This is a genomic window from Synechococcus sp. RC10B2 (assembly GCF_047502635.1).
Map to the genome: position 1 here is coordinate 67,249 of NZ_JANSHO010000018.1, position 16,552 is coordinate 83,800.

14 protein-coding genes and 2 pseudogenes are annotated in these 16,552 nt (G+C 60.7%); 8 read left to right on the forward strand and 8 right to left on the reverse strand.

Translation table 11 applies throughout. From position 1 onward, the window contains the following. The first annotated feature begins 112 nt into the window (after positions 1 to 112). Positions 113 to 844 carry a response regulator gene (locus tag NW855_RS03220; protein WP_049749731.1) on the forward strand — a complete coding sequence of 244 codons (732 nt, stop codon included), beginning with the start codon at positions 113 to 115 and terminating at the stop codon, positions 842 to 844. Here the strand turns inward: NW855_RS03220 and NW855_RS03225 are convergent. Both NW855_RS03225 and hemH read right to left on the reverse strand, forming a co-directional pair. After that, positions 841 to 2,178, reverse strand: a complete 1,338-nt coding sequence (locus NW855_RS03225) for a CCA tRNA nucleotidyltransferase (protein WP_414508340.1) — start codon at positions 2,176 to 2,178, stop codon at positions 841 to 843. The two genes, NW855_RS03220 and NW855_RS03225, sit on opposite strands and share 4 nt — an antisense overlap. A gap of 169 nt (positions 2,179 to 2,347) precedes the next feature. Further along, positions 2,348 to 3,373 carry a ferrochelatase gene (hemH, locus tag NW855_RS03230; RefSeq protein WP_011429913.1) on the reverse strand — a complete coding sequence of 342 codons (1,026 nt, stop codon included), beginning with the start codon at positions 3,371 to 3,373 and terminating at the stop codon, positions 2,348 to 2,350. A 234-nt stretch (positions 3,374 to 3,607) separates the two neighbouring features. Here hemH and NW855_RS03235 point away from each other — a divergent pair. Next, positions 3,608 to 4,813: pseudogene (locus tag NW855_RS03235) on the forward strand (RNA-guided endonuclease InsQ/TnpB family protein). On the opposite strand, the gene NW855_RS03240 reads toward NW855_RS03235, so the two are convergent. Continuing rightward, positions 4,781 to 5,236: a hypothetical protein gene (locus tag NW855_RS03240; RefSeq protein ID WP_240530479.1), complete on the reverse strand. Its 456-nt coding sequence runs from the start codon at positions 5,234 to 5,236 to the stop codon at positions 4,781 to 4,783. The pseudogene NW855_RS03235 and the gene NW855_RS03240 sit on opposite strands and share 33 nt — an antisense overlap. A 249-nt stretch (positions 5,237 to 5,485) precedes the next feature. Here NW855_RS03240 and NW855_RS03245 point away from each other — a divergent pair, with 249 nt between their 5' ends. The 4 genes from NW855_RS03245 to NW855_RS03260 all read left to right on the forward strand — a co-directional run bounded on the left by NW855_RS03245 (position 5,486) and on the right by NW855_RS03260 (position 9,713). Beyond that, positions 5,486 to 5,974, forward strand: a complete 489-nt coding sequence (locus NW855_RS03245) for a Tic20 family protein (RefSeq protein ID WP_011429915.1) — start codon at positions 5,486 to 5,488, stop codon at positions 5,972 to 5,974. Positions 5,975 to 6,020: 46 nt separating this feature from the next. Next, positions 6,021 to 7,898 (forward strand): hypothetical protein, encoded by a 1,878-nt coding sequence (locus NW855_RS03250; protein ID WP_414508341.1) that lies wholly within the window; start codon positions 6,021 to 6,023, stop codon positions 7,896 to 7,898. Then, on the forward strand, positions 7,892 to 8,887 hold the full coding sequence (locus tag NW855_RS03255) for an alpha-E domain-containing protein (RefSeq protein ID WP_414375235.1): 996 nt from the start codon (positions 7,892 to 7,894) through the stop codon (positions 8,885 to 8,887). Before NW855_RS03250 ends, NW855_RS03255 begins: the two co-directional genes overlap by 7 nt. A 265-nt stretch (positions 8,888 to 9,152) precedes the next feature. Then, entirely contained in the window at positions 9,153 to 9,713 is a 561-nt protein-coding gene (locus tag NW855_RS03260) for a gamma carbonic anhydrase family protein (RefSeq protein WP_414402772.1), read from the forward strand. A 21-nt stretch (positions 9,714 to 9,734) separates the two neighbouring features. On the opposite strand, the pseudogene NW855_RS03265 reads toward NW855_RS03260, so the two are convergent. From NW855_RS03265 to NW855_RS03285, 5 genes and pseudogenes are all read right to left on the reverse strand, one after another. Beyond that, positions 9,735 to 11,192 (reverse strand): annotated as a pseudogene (locus NW855_RS03265) (circularly permuted type 2 ATP-grasp protein). A 177-nt stretch (positions 11,193 to 11,369) separates the two neighbouring features. Continuing rightward, entirely contained in the window at positions 11,370 to 13,193 is a 1,824-nt protein-coding gene (locus tag NW855_RS03270; RefSeq protein WP_414402774.1) for a glycosyltransferase family 39 protein, read from the reverse strand. A gap of 102 nt (positions 13,194 to 13,295) precedes the next feature. After that, the gene (locus NW855_RS03275; RefSeq protein WP_011429921.1) at positions 13,296 to 13,556 is read right to left on the reverse strand and encodes a DUF6761 family protein; all 261 of its coding nucleotides are present in this window, start codon (positions 13,554 to 13,556) and stop codon (positions 13,296 to 13,298) included. 105 nt (positions 13,557 to 13,661) lie between these two features. Then, entirely contained in the window at positions 13,662 to 15,326 is a 1,665-nt protein-coding gene (locus NW855_RS03280) for a CocE/NonD family hydrolase (RefSeq protein WP_414402116.1), read from the reverse strand. A 169-nt stretch (positions 15,327 to 15,495) separates the two neighbouring features. Next, positions 15,496 to 15,687, reverse strand: coding sequence for a hypothetical protein (locus NW855_RS03285; protein ID WP_011429923.1), 192 nt, complete (start codon positions 15,685 to 15,687; stop codon positions 15,496 to 15,498). A 122-nt stretch (positions 15,688 to 15,809) separates the two neighbouring features. On the opposite strand from NW855_RS03285, the gene NW855_RS03290 reads away from it, so the two are divergent. Next, entirely contained in the window at positions 15,810 to 15,980 is a 171-nt protein-coding gene (locus NW855_RS03290) for a hypothetical protein (protein ID WP_011429924.1), read from the forward strand. Positions 15,981 to 15,982: 2 nt separating this feature from the next. Beyond that, on the forward strand, positions 15,983 to 16,504 hold the full coding sequence (locus NW855_RS03295) for a GNAT family N-acetyltransferase (RefSeq protein ID WP_011429925.1): 522 nt from the start codon (positions 15,983 to 15,985) through the stop codon (positions 16,502 to 16,504). Positions 16,505 to 16,552 lie beyond the last annotated feature (48 nt).

Here is a 16,552-nt window from a genome sequence, read left to right on the forward strand (position 1 = left end):
GTTTGATATCCTAGCGGGGGGCTGCTGTTGAGGGTGATGAACTTTGCTGCTTTTCCCCTGTGAGGCCGTTCGCGCAAGCGAGACGGAGTCTGCCATGCAAGCAACCCTTTCCATGACCAGTCAACTTCCCGAAGTTCAAGTCAAGGAAGCTCCTCCCCTTCTGGAGACTCTGCTGGTGGTGGACGATGAGGATGCAATCCGAGAAACCGTTGCCGTTGCTCTCGAAGAACAGGGATACCAAGTTTTGCAGGCCGCCGATGGTCGACAAGCGCTGGAGCTGGTTCACACGGCCGAACGGCTGGATTTGATGATCTTGGATTTGATGCTGCCCGGCTTGAACGGCTTGGATCTGTGCCGGCTGTTGCGCCGGGAGGGCAACACCATCCCCATCCTGATGCTGACGGCCAAAAGCAGCGAGACCGACCGGGTGGTGGGCCTGGAGCTGGGAGCCGACGACTACCTGACCAAGCCCTTCGGCATGCGGGAGCTGATCGCCCGCTGTCGCTCCGTGTTGCGCCGTCGGCAGCAGTCCCACGCCAGCGAGGCCACGGTGCTCCGCTACGGGGATATTTGCATGTTTACCCAAGAGTGTCGCGTCTTGGTGCGGGGAGTGGAGGTGAGTTTCTCGCCTAAGGAGTTCCGCCTGCTGGAGCTGTTTATGTCCAACCCTCGCCGCGTCTGGACGCGGGAACAGCTCTTGGAGCGCATCTGGGGATCCGACTTCATGGGCGACAGCAAAACGGTGGACGTCCACATCCGCTGGCTGCGGGAAAAGTTGGAGCTGGATCCCAGCAACCCAGAGTATTTGGTGACGGTGCGCGGCTTCGGCTATCGCTTTGGCTAGGGTTGGGAACTCCTCTCACGCCAGCGGCGGGCAAAAGAGAGGGCTTCGGCGCGGGTTTGGATCTGCCCCGCGGCCTGCGCCTCCTGTAGAGCCTGCAGCAACTGGCCCACCCAGGGTCCGGGTTTAGCACCCAAGCTGTGCAGCAGGTCGTTCCCATCCAGCAGGGGCACCAAATGGGCCAGGGGATCCTGGGGATCTTCGTAGCGCCGGAGCCAGGATTCTATCTCTTGGGGGCTGCTGCCGGTGGCTGCTGCCAGCAGGGCCAGGCCGCCGAAGAGGGATCCCGCCTGGTGATAGAGCCGCCACTGTTGTCCGGGAGTGGGGGAATGGGTCAGAAGCGTTTGCAACAGGGGTAGAAGCTGGTGCAGCTTCTGGATGGCCCGCATCTCGGCGCGGCTAAAGCGCAGCCGTTCCAGCTCGGCTTCCACCGTCTCGGCAGGGGTGCCCGCCGGATCCCACAGCAGGGCTGCCAACACCGTTGCCAACAGGCCGCCGCGCCGATCCGCCAAAGGCTGGGCCAGCTCCGCCAGAGTGCGGGGATACTGAAGCTGCCAGATCTCGGCCCATTGCCACACCGCTTGGGCCTGGGCAAAGCCGGGGCTCTGGGGCGCTAGGCGGGGCAGCCAAGCCGCTAGCAGACCTGCCGCCACCGCTACCTGCAGGTGGGCCAAGCCGGGGATCCCCGTCTCCAACAAGGTCACCACCTCGGCCCGCACCCGCTCTGCCGCCACCCTGGCCAAAAGGGGGGCCCGCTGACGAATCGCCTCTGCCGTGGCCGGATCCAGCGCAAACCCCAGTTGAGCTGCCTGGCGATAGGCCCGCAACAGCCGCACCGGATCGGCACTGAGGTTGTCGGGGTGAACCATGCGCAGACACCTCTGCTCAATGTCTGCCCGCCCCCCCGTGGGATCCAACAGGTGCCCCTCCTGCAGTTCCAGAGCCAGGGCATTGCAGGTGAAGTCCCGCTGCCGCAGATCTGCCTCCGGGGTGGGGCCCACCTGCAGGGCCGCGTCCACCGTCGCCGCTGTGGGGGTGGAAGCCCCTCCTTGGCCCAGCACGATGCGGGCAATCTGTCGCTCCGCATCCAGCACCACAAAGCCGGCCTTCAGCCGCCGCGCCACCCCCGCCGCCCACCCCACGGGATCCGCCGGACACATTAAATCCAGATCCACCGGCCCCTTGGAGTCTCCAGCCTGGCCCCGCAGCCAAGCCAGATAGGCATCCCGCAGGGATCCCCCCACCCAGTAGCTCCCCTGGGGCAGCCACTCTTTGGGAAAGGGCAGCCGTTGGCGGAAATAGGTCAGCAGCCACTTGCTCAGCAGGGCTTCGCTCATCGATGTGCACAGGGGGGAGACTTCGATGATCTAAAGGGCTAGGATCCCCAGAGCGCAAGCAACCAGACAGGCCGTACCCTCACCTGACCGCTGCGCAAAAACAAGCGATTGCTTTTGGGGATTTGACCCTCGCTTGCCCAGGCCCGCTCGCGGCCTGGATCCCTTTTAGCTATCGCTCCAGCAGCGAGCCGCCCACCGCCGCCGGTACAAAAGCAGGTGCTGAAGTGAGCAGATGGGGCCGCACCAGCGCCACCAGCCCGGCAATAAACAGCGGGTCGGCATTCAACGCGGGCACGCGGCGAAACTCGCGGATCCCAGCCTGGTGGGCCAGCTCCCGATACTCGATGTCGATCTCCTGCAGGGTTTCGATGTGCTCCGACACAAAGCTAATCGGCACCACCAGCAGTTGCCTGACCCCGCACGCTCCCAGCTCTGGGATCACCGTCTCGGTATAGGGCTGCAGCCAGCGCACCGAGCCCACCCGGCTCTGATAGGAGAGGGTGTGGCGATTGGGGCGCCCAACTTCCCGCCAGATGAGCTGGACGCAGGCCTCCATCTCCTGCTGGTAGGGATCCCCGGCCTGGGTGACATAGCTTTCGGGAATGCCGTGGGCGCTAAAGAGCACATGCACCCCTGCCGGATCCTCGAAGGCATCCAACTGCTCCCGGATGGCCCTAGCCATGGCCTGGACATACTGGGGCTGGTCGTACCAAGAGCAGATCTGGCGGCGCTCGATGCGGGCCAGCTCCGGGTCTTCGGCCCAGAGGCGATCCAGGAGTTTGAAGCTGGAGCCGGTGGTGCTGATGGAGTACTGCGGGTAGAGCGGCAGCACCACCAGGCGGGTGATCCCATCCGACTTGATCTGCTGCACCACCGACTCGATCAGCGGGTGCCAATAGCGCATGGCCACATACACCGGCACGTCGTAGCCCGCCGCCACCAGTTGAGCCTGCAACGCTTGTGCCTGGGCGGCGGTGATGCGCCGCAAAGGGGATCCCCCCCCGATGGCCGCGTAGTTGCGCCGGGATTTGGGCGCCCGCAGCGTGGAGATGGCCCAGGCAAAAGCCCTCTGCAAAAAGGGAAAGGGCAGGCGGATCAGCTCGGGATCGGCAAAGAGGTTGTAGAGAAAGGGCTGCACATCAGCCTGGGTCTCTGGCCCCCCCAAGTTCAGCAGGAGCACGCCGCTTTTGGACATGACAAACCCAATGACCTTCCTTATCCACTGTAGGAGGTCTTGCCCCCCAGCGGGGAAGGGGCATTAAGTTTTCTTGCAACCTTTCTCAGCTTTCTCTCGGCCCCCATCCTTAGCCAGGGATCCCCCCTCCTCCCCTACTGCTCCGCCCGGTGTCAGCTAGAAACCGCAGGAGCCCCGCGCTCTGGCGCAGCCGAGCGTCGGGAGGAATGCGGTCTGTTGATGTATAGTGACAGCATGACCCAAGTCTTGACTATTTCCTGCGAACTGTTCGCGCTAGCGGGACGGAGTCCTATCGGAGTCGCAAGCCGCCAAGTTAGATGCGACGCTGGACGCCTTTGTGCAGGCCTTGAACTGGGTCAACCAAAACACGCCGGAGAAGATCCTCAACGCCCTTAAGCTCCAATCTCTGGGTTACCGCGACATCCGTGCCCGCTTTGGCCTATCCAGCAACCTGGCACAACAGGTATGCAGACGGGTGGTATCTGCCCGCAAGACTGCCAGCCAGAAAAAACCGTCCGGTCAAAGCCTTCAAGGCGGGCTTCGTGACCTACGCTGCCCGCATCTTCTCCTTCCGAGCGAAAGACTGGACAGTATCGCTCACCACCGTTGAGGGGCGGGAACGGTTGGAGCTGTCCATCGGCAACTATCAACGAGGGATGCTGGCCGGCACCAATCCCCAATCGGCCACCTTGTCAAACGCAAAGAGGGTTCTTACTACGATTTGTGTGGAAACGCAACCGCCGGAGCTGCAAACCGCGGCTAAGGCGATTGGGGTGGACTTGGGGAGGAGAGATATTGCCCATACCTCAGAGGGAGATCCCTGGAATGGACAGCCGTTGATCCTGGTTGCGAGCGGTGCTCCCATGCAAAGCCAGTCAGGGCACAAGGTCTAGTCGGCGTAGATGCCGCCAACTCTTGCAACAGCTGTCTGGTCAGGAGAGACGCTTGCAAACCTGGGTCAATCCCTGCATCTGCAAGGCTATTGTTTCCAGGGCAAAGGCGACCAATAGCACGATTGCCTTGGAAGACCTAACTGGAATCGGAGAGCGTGTCAACCAACCGCCACGGAGCAAAACGGAGCGTCGGCGGTCGAATAGTTGGGCGTTCTACCAGCTGAGGCAGTTTGTGCACTACAAGGCGCTGCGGGCCGGGGTCACGGTTGTGGTGGTGCCGCCTGCCTATACCTCGCAGATTTGCCACCAGTGCCTGTGGATCGGGCAACGGGAAGGGAAACGCTTCCGTTGTGTCAACCCGGCTTGCAGTTGGGAAGGGGATGCAGACTACAACGCAGCATTAGCGTCAGCGAAGCGTAGCGCCTATGTCATTGCATTATTGGGGGCTGCTGTAAACCGGCCACCCTACATCCCCCTGCCCCCCGTATACGGGGGGCAGTCGGAGCCGGGTAGTTTACAACTCTTGGCCGCGGTAAACCCGCTGTAGGGCCGGCGTGACCGAATAGCTATCGACATCGGCCAGGCTCAACTTCAAGCGCAGCGTATTGAGCAGCCGCTGGTAGGGGGGCACAAAAGGGGTTTTGCCAAAGGGTTGGACGGCATCCCGGGCAACTGTCTCCAGAGGGCAGCCACGGTAGCGGAGCGGGCCAGCCCCAACAAGGTGAGCTGAGGATCCCTCTTGGCCGGGATCCACCGTCAAGCCGCGAAACTGAATCGCTCCCGGACGAGAGGCTTTGCGATAGCGCAGATAGCCGGCCCACACCTGAGCCATCCACTCCGGCAGAGCTTCGGGCCGAACGTGGCAGCGCTCCGGCAACAGGCGGTCGTTGAAAAAGCCGACAAGCACAGACCAAGCTTGCCAGAGAACAGCTCCCAAGAGGCGGGCAGCGAGAGATGGCGAAATCTTCATGGCGGAGGCCAAAAATCACTGTGGGTGGGAGTTGCCGTCGATTATATCAACCCCAATCCTGCAAGATGCTCATCTTGAACAGTTTCCCCCTCACTCGAAAGCGGAGGCCAGCTTGGGGCTAGGCGCGTTGAGCCGGCCAACTTCATCGACTACAATAAGCGCAAAGCTTAGGTGCCGTTTAAAGAAATTCTGAAAGCGCACCAACAAGCAGACTCCAGCACTACTGCACTGAACTGAGGGGCTCGAGACATGACCTGGCGCGGCGACATCACTCCCATCAATCGGCTGTGGGGATCCCTTCCCTACCTTCTGCCTTTGGTATCGGCCCTGCCCTTCGGCTTTGTGCCCTCGGGTTTGTTTCAATCTCTGCCAGGTTTGATCCCCATTTTTAGTCCACTGCTGCGCTTGCTGCCCCTGGCCACAGGCTGGTTGGGGGTGGGGATATTTCTCGCCCTGCTATTTTTAGTCCGCAACAGCCGTGTCGCCCACTTTGTTCGCTTCAACACCATGCAGGCGCTGTTGCTCAACATTGCCCTGTTCTTGGTGCAAGTGTTGATGCAGGTGTTTGCTATGCTCTTTGGCAACCTCGGCCTGGCAGCACTTGTCAGCATTTTGGCCACCACCGCACTTCTGGGCGTGATCGCCATCACCGTCTACGCTTGGGTGCAGAACGTTCGCGGCCACTATGCCGAGGTGCCGGTGCTCTCCGATGCCGCCTATGCCTGGATTCGCTATTAATTCCTGGCAAAGAGGGAGGTAGGCAACGCCTAGTCCAGAAGTGAGGATGAAAGCGTTACGCCAACCGAAGCTGCTGGTCGGGCTTGCGCTGCTAACTGGAGTGCTGGCCCTGCTCTGGCCGATGCTGCAGCGGGGCTACCCCATCACTCATTCCACCCACTTCAACCTCAGTTGGGCCTTTCAGTATCAGCGGCAGTTTTTCGGCGGGCAGTTTTACCCCCGCTGGCTGGAGTATTCCAACTTCGGCTACGGCAACCCCACCTTTGCCTTCTATCCACCTCTATGCATGGTGGCCCCTTTGCCGTTTCGCCTGCTGGGGCTGGATATGCCTGGATCCTTGGTGGCCAGCATGGGCCTGGCGATGGCAGTCTTCGGGCTGGGGCTGTACGTCCTGCTGCGGCAAGTGCTTCCTTGGGCTTTGGCGCTGGGCTTGGCCCTGCTGAGCATGGCCGGCCCCTATTGGTTGGTAGACATCTACCAACGGGGGGCAATTGGAGAAGTGTGGGCCATTGCAATCCTGCCCTGGATTTTCTGGGCCTCGCTGCAGACGATCTGCCGGCCCCAGTCCATTGGGCCGGTTGCGGTTTTGGCGCTGAGCTATGGGTTGCTGACGCTCTCTCATCTGCCCACGTTGCTGGTGTTTACCTTGATTTGGCTGCCCCTGCCTTGGGTGTTGGGGGGAAGGGATCCCTTCTGGCCCAGGGTGGGACGCTGCTACCTAGGATTTGGGCTGGGGCTGGGGTGGGCTGCTTTTTATCTGTTGCCGGCCTTTTGGGATCAGCGCCATGTCCAGGTGGACTTTGTCAACTTTGCCGAAGAGTACACGCCCCACCATCGCCTGATGCTGAGCGGGCTCATGCAGCTTCAGCCGCGCTGGACAGAGCACTGGTTTGAGAGCAACCTGGTGGGGTACTGGGTCTGGATGGCAGCGGTTCTGGTGGGGGCGGGGCTCCTGGTTTTTCTGGAGTGGCTGGCCCGCCGAACAGAGGGGACGTTGCTCTTGCAGGGAAGCGGAGCTGACGAATTCCCTCTTGCCAAAGCCACCCTGCTCTACAGCCTGGGAGCCAGCCTGGTGGCGTTGCTGATGATGACGGATCTGCTGGCTGGGCTCTACGAGTGGGTTTTGCCGCTGCGGCGCATCCAGTTTTCCTGGCGCTGGATGGCGGTGACGGCAGTAACCGTGCCTTGGCTATTGGGATCCTTAGCTGGGTGGGGATGGGGGCACAAGCGCCTGCAGCTCCTTTTGCTGGTGGGGATCGGCCTGGCCATGGGAGTACAAACCTGGCAGGGCTTGCAACTGATGTCCAAAGCCGGCTTCGATCTGCAGCTTGTCCAAACCTTTCAAGAGCTAGCTGCGGCCAAGCAGTTCCCCCACGAGCCGCAAGAGCGGCCGGGCATTGCTTTTTTGCACCTGCACTGGCGCTTTCCCGATGGGTTGGCGCTGGTGGATGCGCTGGAGTACCGACCTCGCCAAGCAACCCTGCCCATGCCGCCCCCAGAGGTGGATCCGCTGCTGCGGTGGCAGGGGGACGTAGTGGATTTTGGACAAGAGCAAGGCAATCTGGAGCCACTGTTGGAAGTGGAGCAGTGGCGCTATGGCTACCGTCGTTTTTGGGCCGTTAACCCCACCAATCAGGATCAATGGGTAGTCCTGCGCACGTTTTACTACCCCGCTTGGCGGGTACAGGTGGATGGTCGCCTCACATCTGCCGAGCACAATGGACTGGGGCTGTTGCAGGTGCGGATCCCGCCGGGGGATCATCGCGTGCAGGTGCGCTATCTGGGTACTGCAGCCGAGTGGATGGGGTGGATCTTGACCGGCCTGACGGGGGTGCTGCTGGTGAAGGTGCGGCGGCTGCTTCGTTTGTTGAATTTGAACGGAGCGCAGAGACAAGAAACTCCAGAGGAGGTAACAGCATGCTGAGTCGCGTGGCCGATTCCATCTACTGGCTCAACCGCTACGTGGAGCGCGCCGAGAACATCGCCCGCTTCATCGATGTCAATCTCAACCTCATCCTAGACTTGCCCAGCGGTCCCGCCCAGCAGTGGGATCCCATCGTCTACACCACCGGGGATCAGGAGCTGTTTTACCAACGCTATGGCCAGGCGACCCAAGAAACGGTCATCCAGTTCCTGGCTTTTGATAGGGATTACCCCAACTCCATCCTTTCCTGTTTGCGGCTGGCGCGAGAAAATGCCCGTTCTGTGCGGGAGGTCATTTCTTCAGAAATGTGGGAGCGGGTCAACCGCTTTTATTTGATGGTCAAAGAAGCAGCTCAGCAAGGCCCCCACCTGAGTCAGCTCCACGATTTTTTCACGGAAGTGAAGCTGGCCAGTCACCTATTCGCCGGGGTGATGGATGCCACCATGACCCACGGGGAAGGTTGGCACTTTGGCCAGATTGGCCGTCTTTTGGAGCGGGCAGACAAAACGGCGCGCATTTTGGACGTTAAGTATTTTATCTTGCTGCCCTCTCTGCAGTACGTGGGCACGGCTTTGGATGAGCTGCAGTGGATCGCCTTGCTGAAGTCGGCCAGTGCTTATGAAATGTATCGGAAACACAGCCGCCAACACCGCATCAATCCCAGGGAGGTGGCCTCTTTCCTGATTTTGGATCGGCAATTTCCCCGCTCTATTCAGTTTTGTCTTATTCACGCGGATCGATCCCTGCACCAGATCACCGGCACCCCAGCCGATACCTGGCGGGATCCCAGCGAGCGAGCTTTGGGCCGCCTGCGTTCTGAGCTGGACTACCTAACCATCGACGACATTATGGAGCAGGGCTTACATGAGTTTCTCGACAAATTGCAGCTACAAATGAACCACGTTGGCGATTGTATCTACGAAACTTTCTTTGCCATTCGCCCCTTGCAACCGTCTGAATCCTCTCCCCTGCTGCAACGGCAGGCTTAGCTAAAATCCCTCACCCCTAGCCCCTCTCCTACAAGAGTTAGAAATTAATCTAACGAACGCTTCCACAGCTATCGACAATGAGCCAAATGTGTTGCTTATATCTCATTGCTATTGTGCAATGGATTGACAATGGTGAAACAGGAGCAAAGGGACGGGTTGATTTTCTGGATCCCTGGCTCCTCTCTTTTTCTGGGACTGGAGGCGGCGCGGAGCGCTGGGGCAGGTCTGGAATTGCCGCACCCCCGGTAGCAGTAGGATTGGGGAAATGGAAGCCGTTGCCAAGGGCGTTTGGAAAGTGGGGTTAGAGCAGCAGCCGAGAGGGATCGACCAGGCAGCCTTTATTGCCGCCAATGTCACACTGATCGGCGATGTCCATCTTTCGGAAGCGGTGAGCATCTGGTACGGGGCCATCTTGCGGGGGGATCTCTCGCCCATTGTGATTGGCCGCCGCAGCAATATCCAAGATGGAGCCATTCTGCACGGGGATCCCGGACAGCCGACCCTGATTGGCGAGGAAGTGACCATAGGCCATCGAGCGGTCATCCACAGTGCCCACATCGAGGGGGGATGTCTGATCGGGATTGGGGCCGTTCTCTTGAGCGGGGTCACCATCGGGGCGGGCAGCATGGTGGGAGCTGGAGCAGTGGTCACCCGGTCTGTGCCACCCCACTCTTTGGCGGCGGGGATCCCAGCCAAGGCTATCCGCACCCTCACCGAGGAAGAGGTCGAGCAACTGCGCCTTCACGCTCAGCACTACGTGGATCTGGCGCTTCAACATGCCAGCCGCTTTGGTCGGTGGAGCAGAGGTTCGGGCAAGCGACTTTGAGCCTATTTTGCCAGCCGTCTCTCAACAGCCGGGATCCGCGCAGAGCACCCAGGTATCTTTGCTGCCGCCCCCCTGGGAGGAGTTCACCACCAGGGATCCCTTCTTGAGGGCGACGCGGGTCAGCCCCCCTGGGTGAACGTAGATCTCTTTGCCGTAGAGGATATAGGGCCGCAAGTCCACATGACAGGGTTCTAGACGGGGGCCTTCTCCCCGATCCACCAAGGTGGGCACGCGAGAAAGGCACAGGGTGGGTTGGGCGATGTAGTTGCGCGGTTGGGCGCGGATTTTCTCGGCAAAAGCAGCCCGCTCTTCCGGTGTGGCCTGGGATCCCATCAACATGCCGTAGCCACCCGACTCGTTGGCTGCCTTCACCACCAGCTTGTCGAGGTTCTCCAGCACATACGCCTGATCCTTGGGATCCCAGCAGAGGTAGGTGGGCACGTTGGGCAAAATGGCTTCCTCTCCCAGATAGTAGCGGATCATCTGGGGCACATAGGCGTAGATCACCTTGTCGTCCGCCACCCCCGTTCCCAAAGCGTTGGCAATCGCCAGCCGCCCTGACCGATAAACCTCAAACAGGCCGGGTACCCCCAAGAGGGAATCAGGGCGAAAAGCAAGGGGATCGATGAAGTCATCGTCGATGCGGCGGTAGATCACATCCACCCGCTGCAGCCCTTTGGTGGTGCGCATTTGCAAATAGCCATCGGCCACCACCAGATCCCGCCCTTCCACCAGCTCCACCCCCATCTGCTGGGCGAGGAAAGAATGCTCGAAGTAGGCGGAGTTTTAGATGCCGGGGGTGAGCACCACCACCGTTGGATTGGCTAGGTGCGGCACCAGGTTAAGCAGAGTATCCAACAAGTGGCTGGGGTAATCGTCCACCGGGCGGATCCCCATGGTGTTGAACAGGGAGGGAAAGGTGCTTTTCATCACCCGCCGATTTTCCAGCACATAAGAGATTCCCGACGGACAGCGCAGGTTATCTTCCAGCACGTACCAAGTTCCGTCCCGATCCCGCACCAGGTCGGTGCCGGTGACGTGGCACCAAATTCTCCCCGGTGGGTTGAGCCCCACACAGGGCCGCAGAAATCCCTTGGCCGTTTCGATCAGCTCGGCAGGGATCACCCCATCCTTAAGGATCTTCTGGTCGTGATAGACATCGTCGATGAACAGGTTGAGGGCGTGGATGCGCTGCTTGAGACCCTTCTCCAGCCGCTGCCACTCGGAAGCCGAGACGATGCGGGGAATGATGTCAAAGGGGAAAATTCGCTCCGTGCCCTGGCTATCGCCATAGACGTTGAAGGTCACCCCCATTTGAAAGAGGGCCGCCTGCGCCGCCGCTTGCCGCTGCTGCAGTTCCCCTTCTTCCAGAGAATGAATGCGCTCAATCAGCGGGATCGCCTCAGGACGGGGCTGGTTACGCCCCAAAAACAGCTCGTCGTAAAACCCCTCGCCCGGGTCGTAGGCATCACAACGCACGTCTGGGATCCCTGGAACGCTATCATCTTCTTCTACTTCTTCTACTGTTGGCGGCTCTGGATCTGCATAGTGTGCTTTCAGCTACTTTTAGCCTGGTAAAAAGAAAGGACTCCGTCCCGCTGACGCGAAAGGACTCCGTCCCGCGAACAGTGGGTTGGCCAAACCAGGGGGGGAGCTCTAGGGATCCGCCACCTCAAAGGCCCATAGCCCCCGCTCGGCAGGGATCCGATGCAACTGCCCCTTGGGAAAGCGCCGTTGCAGCTCTGCCCCCTGCTGATCCCATACCCACTCGTTCATGAACAGGGTAAACGGTGGCTCCAGCGCCTGGATGGGCAACACCTCAGGGGAAAACACCGCTACCTTTTGTTCCCGTCCGGCAAAAAATTGGATCCAACTTTGCCAATAGTGGGGTTCCCCCCAGCTGAAATAGGGGTAGGCAGTGCTAGCCGCCAGATAGAAGCGGTAGTCGGGATCCATTTGGCGAGCTGCCACATAGCGCCCGGTGGCCCCCACATCGTTGCCCTGGGTCCAGCCCTTGTGGACAAAATCCCCAAAAATGGCCAAGTTCCATCCCCCGATCAACAGGACCGCCCCCGCCATCGCCGCTGCCGGCAGCCAACCTCTTGCCCGGGATCCCCAACGTCCCAGGAGAGCAGCCAGCGCCTGGATCCCTTCCAGGGTTAGGTAGGCTACAAAGGGCAGGATCACCAGCAGGCGAGTGTAGTTGGGGGCTTTGGTGATGGCCAAGCTAAAGAGCAGGTAGAGAAACAGGAAGCTGCCCAGGCAGAGCCAGTCGTGGGGTTGGCTGCGCCCTTTGAGAAGGCGGTAGAGCCCGGATCCCAGCCCCAGCCAGATCAAGACCCCTGTCAGGGGATCTACAAAGGCATGGCCGTAGTTGGGATAGATATAGCCCCGGTCGTGCTGGCTGGGGTCGTTGAACATACTTAGGCCGTTGCGGATGTTGCGCCACACCGCCTCGGCTGGCGTAGCGGCATTCACCCACATCTGCTGCAGCGCCCGCCCTTCTGGGAAAAAGAGAAATTGCTGGCGGGCATACTCGGCGCTCACTGGCGGAGCAGTGGCAGTGGCCACCAGAATGGGCGCAGCCACCAGGAAAAACCCCAGCGCCGCCGGCACCGTCAGCTTGGCCAAAGTCCAGAAGGGGTTGGCCTGCTTGTTTTCTCCTTGCAGATCCTCCCGGCCCAGGAGCAGGTAGAGGCCGCCAAACAGCAACCCCAGCAAGATCACCACCCGCCCCGGCAGATAGCCGTAGAGGGAGAAACCCGCTGCCCCTCCCCCCAAATACAAAAGCAGGGGATTCTTTTCCCGCACGCCCTTTAAGATCAAGGCCAGGGCCGCACACTCCACCAGCACAATCAGGTTCTCCCGCATCGCCATGCGGCTGATGCCCAGCAGAGCGTGGTTGGATCCCAGGAGGGCCGCCGCCGCCAAGGCCAGCCGGGGGTTCCAGAACGACCGAAAAAACCCGTAGGCCACCAGAATGGTGACAACCCCGAAGGTGGCATGCACCGTGCGCACATTCACCAGCGTGACTCCCCCCATCAGCCGCGTCAGGCCGCCAAAGAGGCTGAACATAAAGCGGGGAAAATAGAAGTACTCTGGCATCAGCCCAAAGATATCGGGGTAGCGTACCGCTGAAGCCCGCCGGGCCATGGAGGTGATGACAATCTCGTCGGTGTTGATCTGAAAGGGGATGTTGGCCAGGTCGTAGAGGTAGATGGGAGCAAAAACCAACGCCAATAGCCCCAGGTGCAGCAACTCCTGGCGCCAGCGCAGCCGCGTCGGATCCCAAGGGGGCTGAGCTGGGGGAAACTGGGCCACGTACAACCCCACCAACAGGATGCTCAACAACCAGATGCCAACCTGCAAGACGTGGTAGCCGAACAGCCCATACCCAAGGGTCAAGGCTATCCCCAAGCCCAAGCCGGATCCCAGCAGGGCCGGACGCCGAGAAGTTGCCAGCGTATCCCAAACCGCCATAGGACTGGAGTGAGGAACAGCACTGACCCCAGCCTACCAGGCCTCTGCCGGTGTTCGATCCCTCACCCCCGGCCCCTCTCTATGCAATATCAATAAGCAATATCAATAGCCCCGCATCGCCTCGGTCTCCCGCTCCAGTTCCGGCTCCACGAAGTTGGAGGGGTCGTAGAGGAAGCGGTTGACCTCGTCTTCAAGGCGGTAGATCTCAAAAGGCTGCAATTGCTTGCCAGTTCGCAGGGCCAGCAGGTAGCCATCCACCAGCAGGCGCAGCTCGTCAGTGCGCCGATAGCCGCGATGCCAACTGTCCACCAGCGCGTCGGTCAAAGCCTGATAGTGCCGGATCAACTTCGGGTCTTGCAACATGGGGTTCCCTTGCCCTGCTTGCTTCTATCCTAACGTTTGATGTCTGTTTGTGAGGAGGAGTTGCGAAGGGATGAGAAGCTGTGTTGTCTTAAACTGTCACTCCCCCTAACTCCCCTCGACAATGGGCAGATGCAGCCGCGAGGGGGTGTCGCTGCCGCTGTGAAGAGCGAGGGTGAGAATGCGGGCCTCGATGAGCCGCTCTTCTCGCATCCCCGTGCCTGTGTTAACGGGGTAGGCCGGGAAACAGGCCGCGCTAAGGCTGAGGCGCAGGGCGTGGCCGCGGGGAATGCGGATGCAGGTGGGCTGGCAAGGGATCCCAATGGGGGCCTTGGGCTGGGGATCCCGCAGCCGGCGGTAGCCCTGGGAAAAGTTATACACCTGGCCCTCCGGCCTCACCACCGAGAGCACGGCGCAGAGATCGAAACTGGGGCTGTCGGCTTCCACATACACTTCCACGAGAATGTCCCCTGCCAGGACGAGGTCGGTTGCCAGGGGAGAGGTGGTGTAGGTGAGAACATCGGCGCGGCAGTCGAGGGCAGAGCGCTCCTGCGGCCCGGCGGGATGGATGAGGTGGCCTCCTAGGGCCGGCACGGGTCGCCAGGGATCGTGAACAAAAGTATCCGACTGCTGCTTTGGTGGGGGCTCTGGGCGAAGGGATCCCTCTGCTTCAGAAAGGGCGGCCAGGCCGCTGCTGTGCAGGTAGAAAACCTTCGGCTCCGGCGTGGGCCAGGCCTCAAAGCTGCGCCAGCGGTTGGATCCCATCTCGAACAGGCGTACCGGCGGCTCTTGGAGGATCCCTGTGTCTTTGCCTTTGAGGAACTGGTCGAACCAGCGCACCTGCAGCCGATCGATGGGGCTGACGGCCTCGGGGCCAAAGTCCAGCGCCCCCACTTTGCGCCCCCAAGGCAGGTGGGCCCAGGGCCCGACAACCAGGTACTGAGGGTTTTGGCTGCGGGCGCTTATTTCCTTGTAAAGGCGCAGGCTGCCGGTTAGGTAGCTGTCGAACCAGCCGCCAATGTGCAACATCGGCAGATCCACCGCTTCCAGACGGGGGGAGAGCTGGCGCCAGTAGTCGTCGGGCTCGCTGTGCTCCAGCCAGTCAAAGTAATAGGACTGGGGCGCATATTGCTGCAGCACGCCTGGCTTGAGGGGGATGGGATCGTAAAGGGGCAGGTTGCGGGAGGCCTTGAAAAGGGCCTGGTAAGCGTTGGCATCGCCGCGCAGGCGCGCCCCCTCAGCTTCCAGTTGCAGGGCCCAACTGAGGTTGTTGTAGAAAGCGAAGGCTCCCCCCGGATAGGCGGCATCGGCGTAGAGATCGTAGGGCAGCATGGCTGGGCAGATGGCCTTCAGGGCGCTGGGACGGGTGGAGGCGGCATACAGTTGGGTCATGCCTTGGTAAGAAAAGCCGTACATACCCACCACACCGTTGCTCCCCGGCAAAGCGGCCGCCCAGTTGACGGCGTCGAACCCGTCCTCGGCTTCGTGGCGGAAAGGGTAGAAGGATCCCTTGGACGTGCCCCGCCCCCGCACATCCTGGACGACCACGATGTACCCGTGGGCCGCATACCAGCGCGGATGGGCGTATACTACCGTCGAGGCAATGGCCCGCCCGTAGGGTTGCCGCATCAGCAAGACCGGGTAGCTCCCCTCCCCTTCGGGGCGATAGACATCCGCGTCCAGTTGGATCCCGTCGCGGGTGAACATGGAAACGGTTTCTCGGGGGCGCACAGGCAGCATGGTCGGGTCAGTGGGGTCCATTGAAGAAGCCAAGGATCTCCACAGCAGGGGATAGGCGTATTTTAGGCTCAAGACCTGTAGCTCTTCCCTGCCCTGAAAGAGAAACCCGCAGCCAGGTGGATTGAGCTGTTGCTGGAGTTAGGCCAGCTCAGGAGGGCTTGTCGGAAGACCAGACCGAACCATCGGGCAGGATCGCCTCTTTCTAAAGAGGCAACACTTCGTAGGCTCTTGCCCGCACTTTCCACTCCGGGTCGGCTTGAGCAACCCGCAGCAGGAGCCGGATCCCTTTCTCGCCAAGGCCAGGCAGGGTTGCCAGAGCGCGCAGCTTGGCCTGTACCTTCTGCCCCAAGACAGGCAAGTTTTCCGGATTGGGCTCAGAGGGTGCGGAGGACATCGGACGGAGGAGTTGCCCGCAAAAGCTATGGCTACACCAGTCTAACAGCGGCTGGCCTGGAGAAGCCTCTTCGCGCTCGCATCCCGACTTGCACTATACTGTAGGAGCTAAGGTGTAGAAATATGAACATCCTACGGCAGTATATCTTTCCCGCCTTCATCCTGCTGGTGTTTCTATTCACTCTGGTGGTGGTGAGCATTCGCTCGTTTCTGCCAGAAGATATGGCTCAGCCGGCCCCGATCGAGGAGGCAGCAGCGGTGGGCCTTGCCGCTCTTTTTTCCGCGAATGGCTGAGGATGGCTGAACCGGAGATCCCTTTGCCTGCTGGCTACCGCTGGCGCCTTGGCTCCGCCTGGGATCGGCCCTGGGTGCGGCGGGGATTGCAGGCCACCTTGCAGGAATCTTTCCCCGAGCAAAGGCACTGGGATCATCTGGAAGCGACGTTGGATCGCCTCTTCGACCCTCCCCGTACCCCCTGCTGGTGGATCCTCAAGGAAGCAACAGGGGAGCCGGTGGGCGGTGTCTGGGCCGGCGTTTCCACCGATCAAGCCACCCATCGGCGAGTGGCCTATATCTTTTTGCTCTGGGTGGATCCTGCCCACCGGCGGCGCGGACTGGGCAAAGCTTTGATGCAACAGGTGGAACGCTGGGGATCCCAGCAGCAGTTAGCGGCCATTACCTTGCAGGTTTACCGCCACAACCAAGCTGCCCTCAACTTTTACAGGCAGGCCCACTTTACTGTGCAAGGCTACTGGCTGTACAAACCCCTTGGCCCTGCTGCTGCCTCGCAGGAACCGGAAGACTACGAAGTTTTGTAAAGAAGCCGGGATCCGCCCTCAGGTGATTTTTTGATGAAAGCGGTGGCA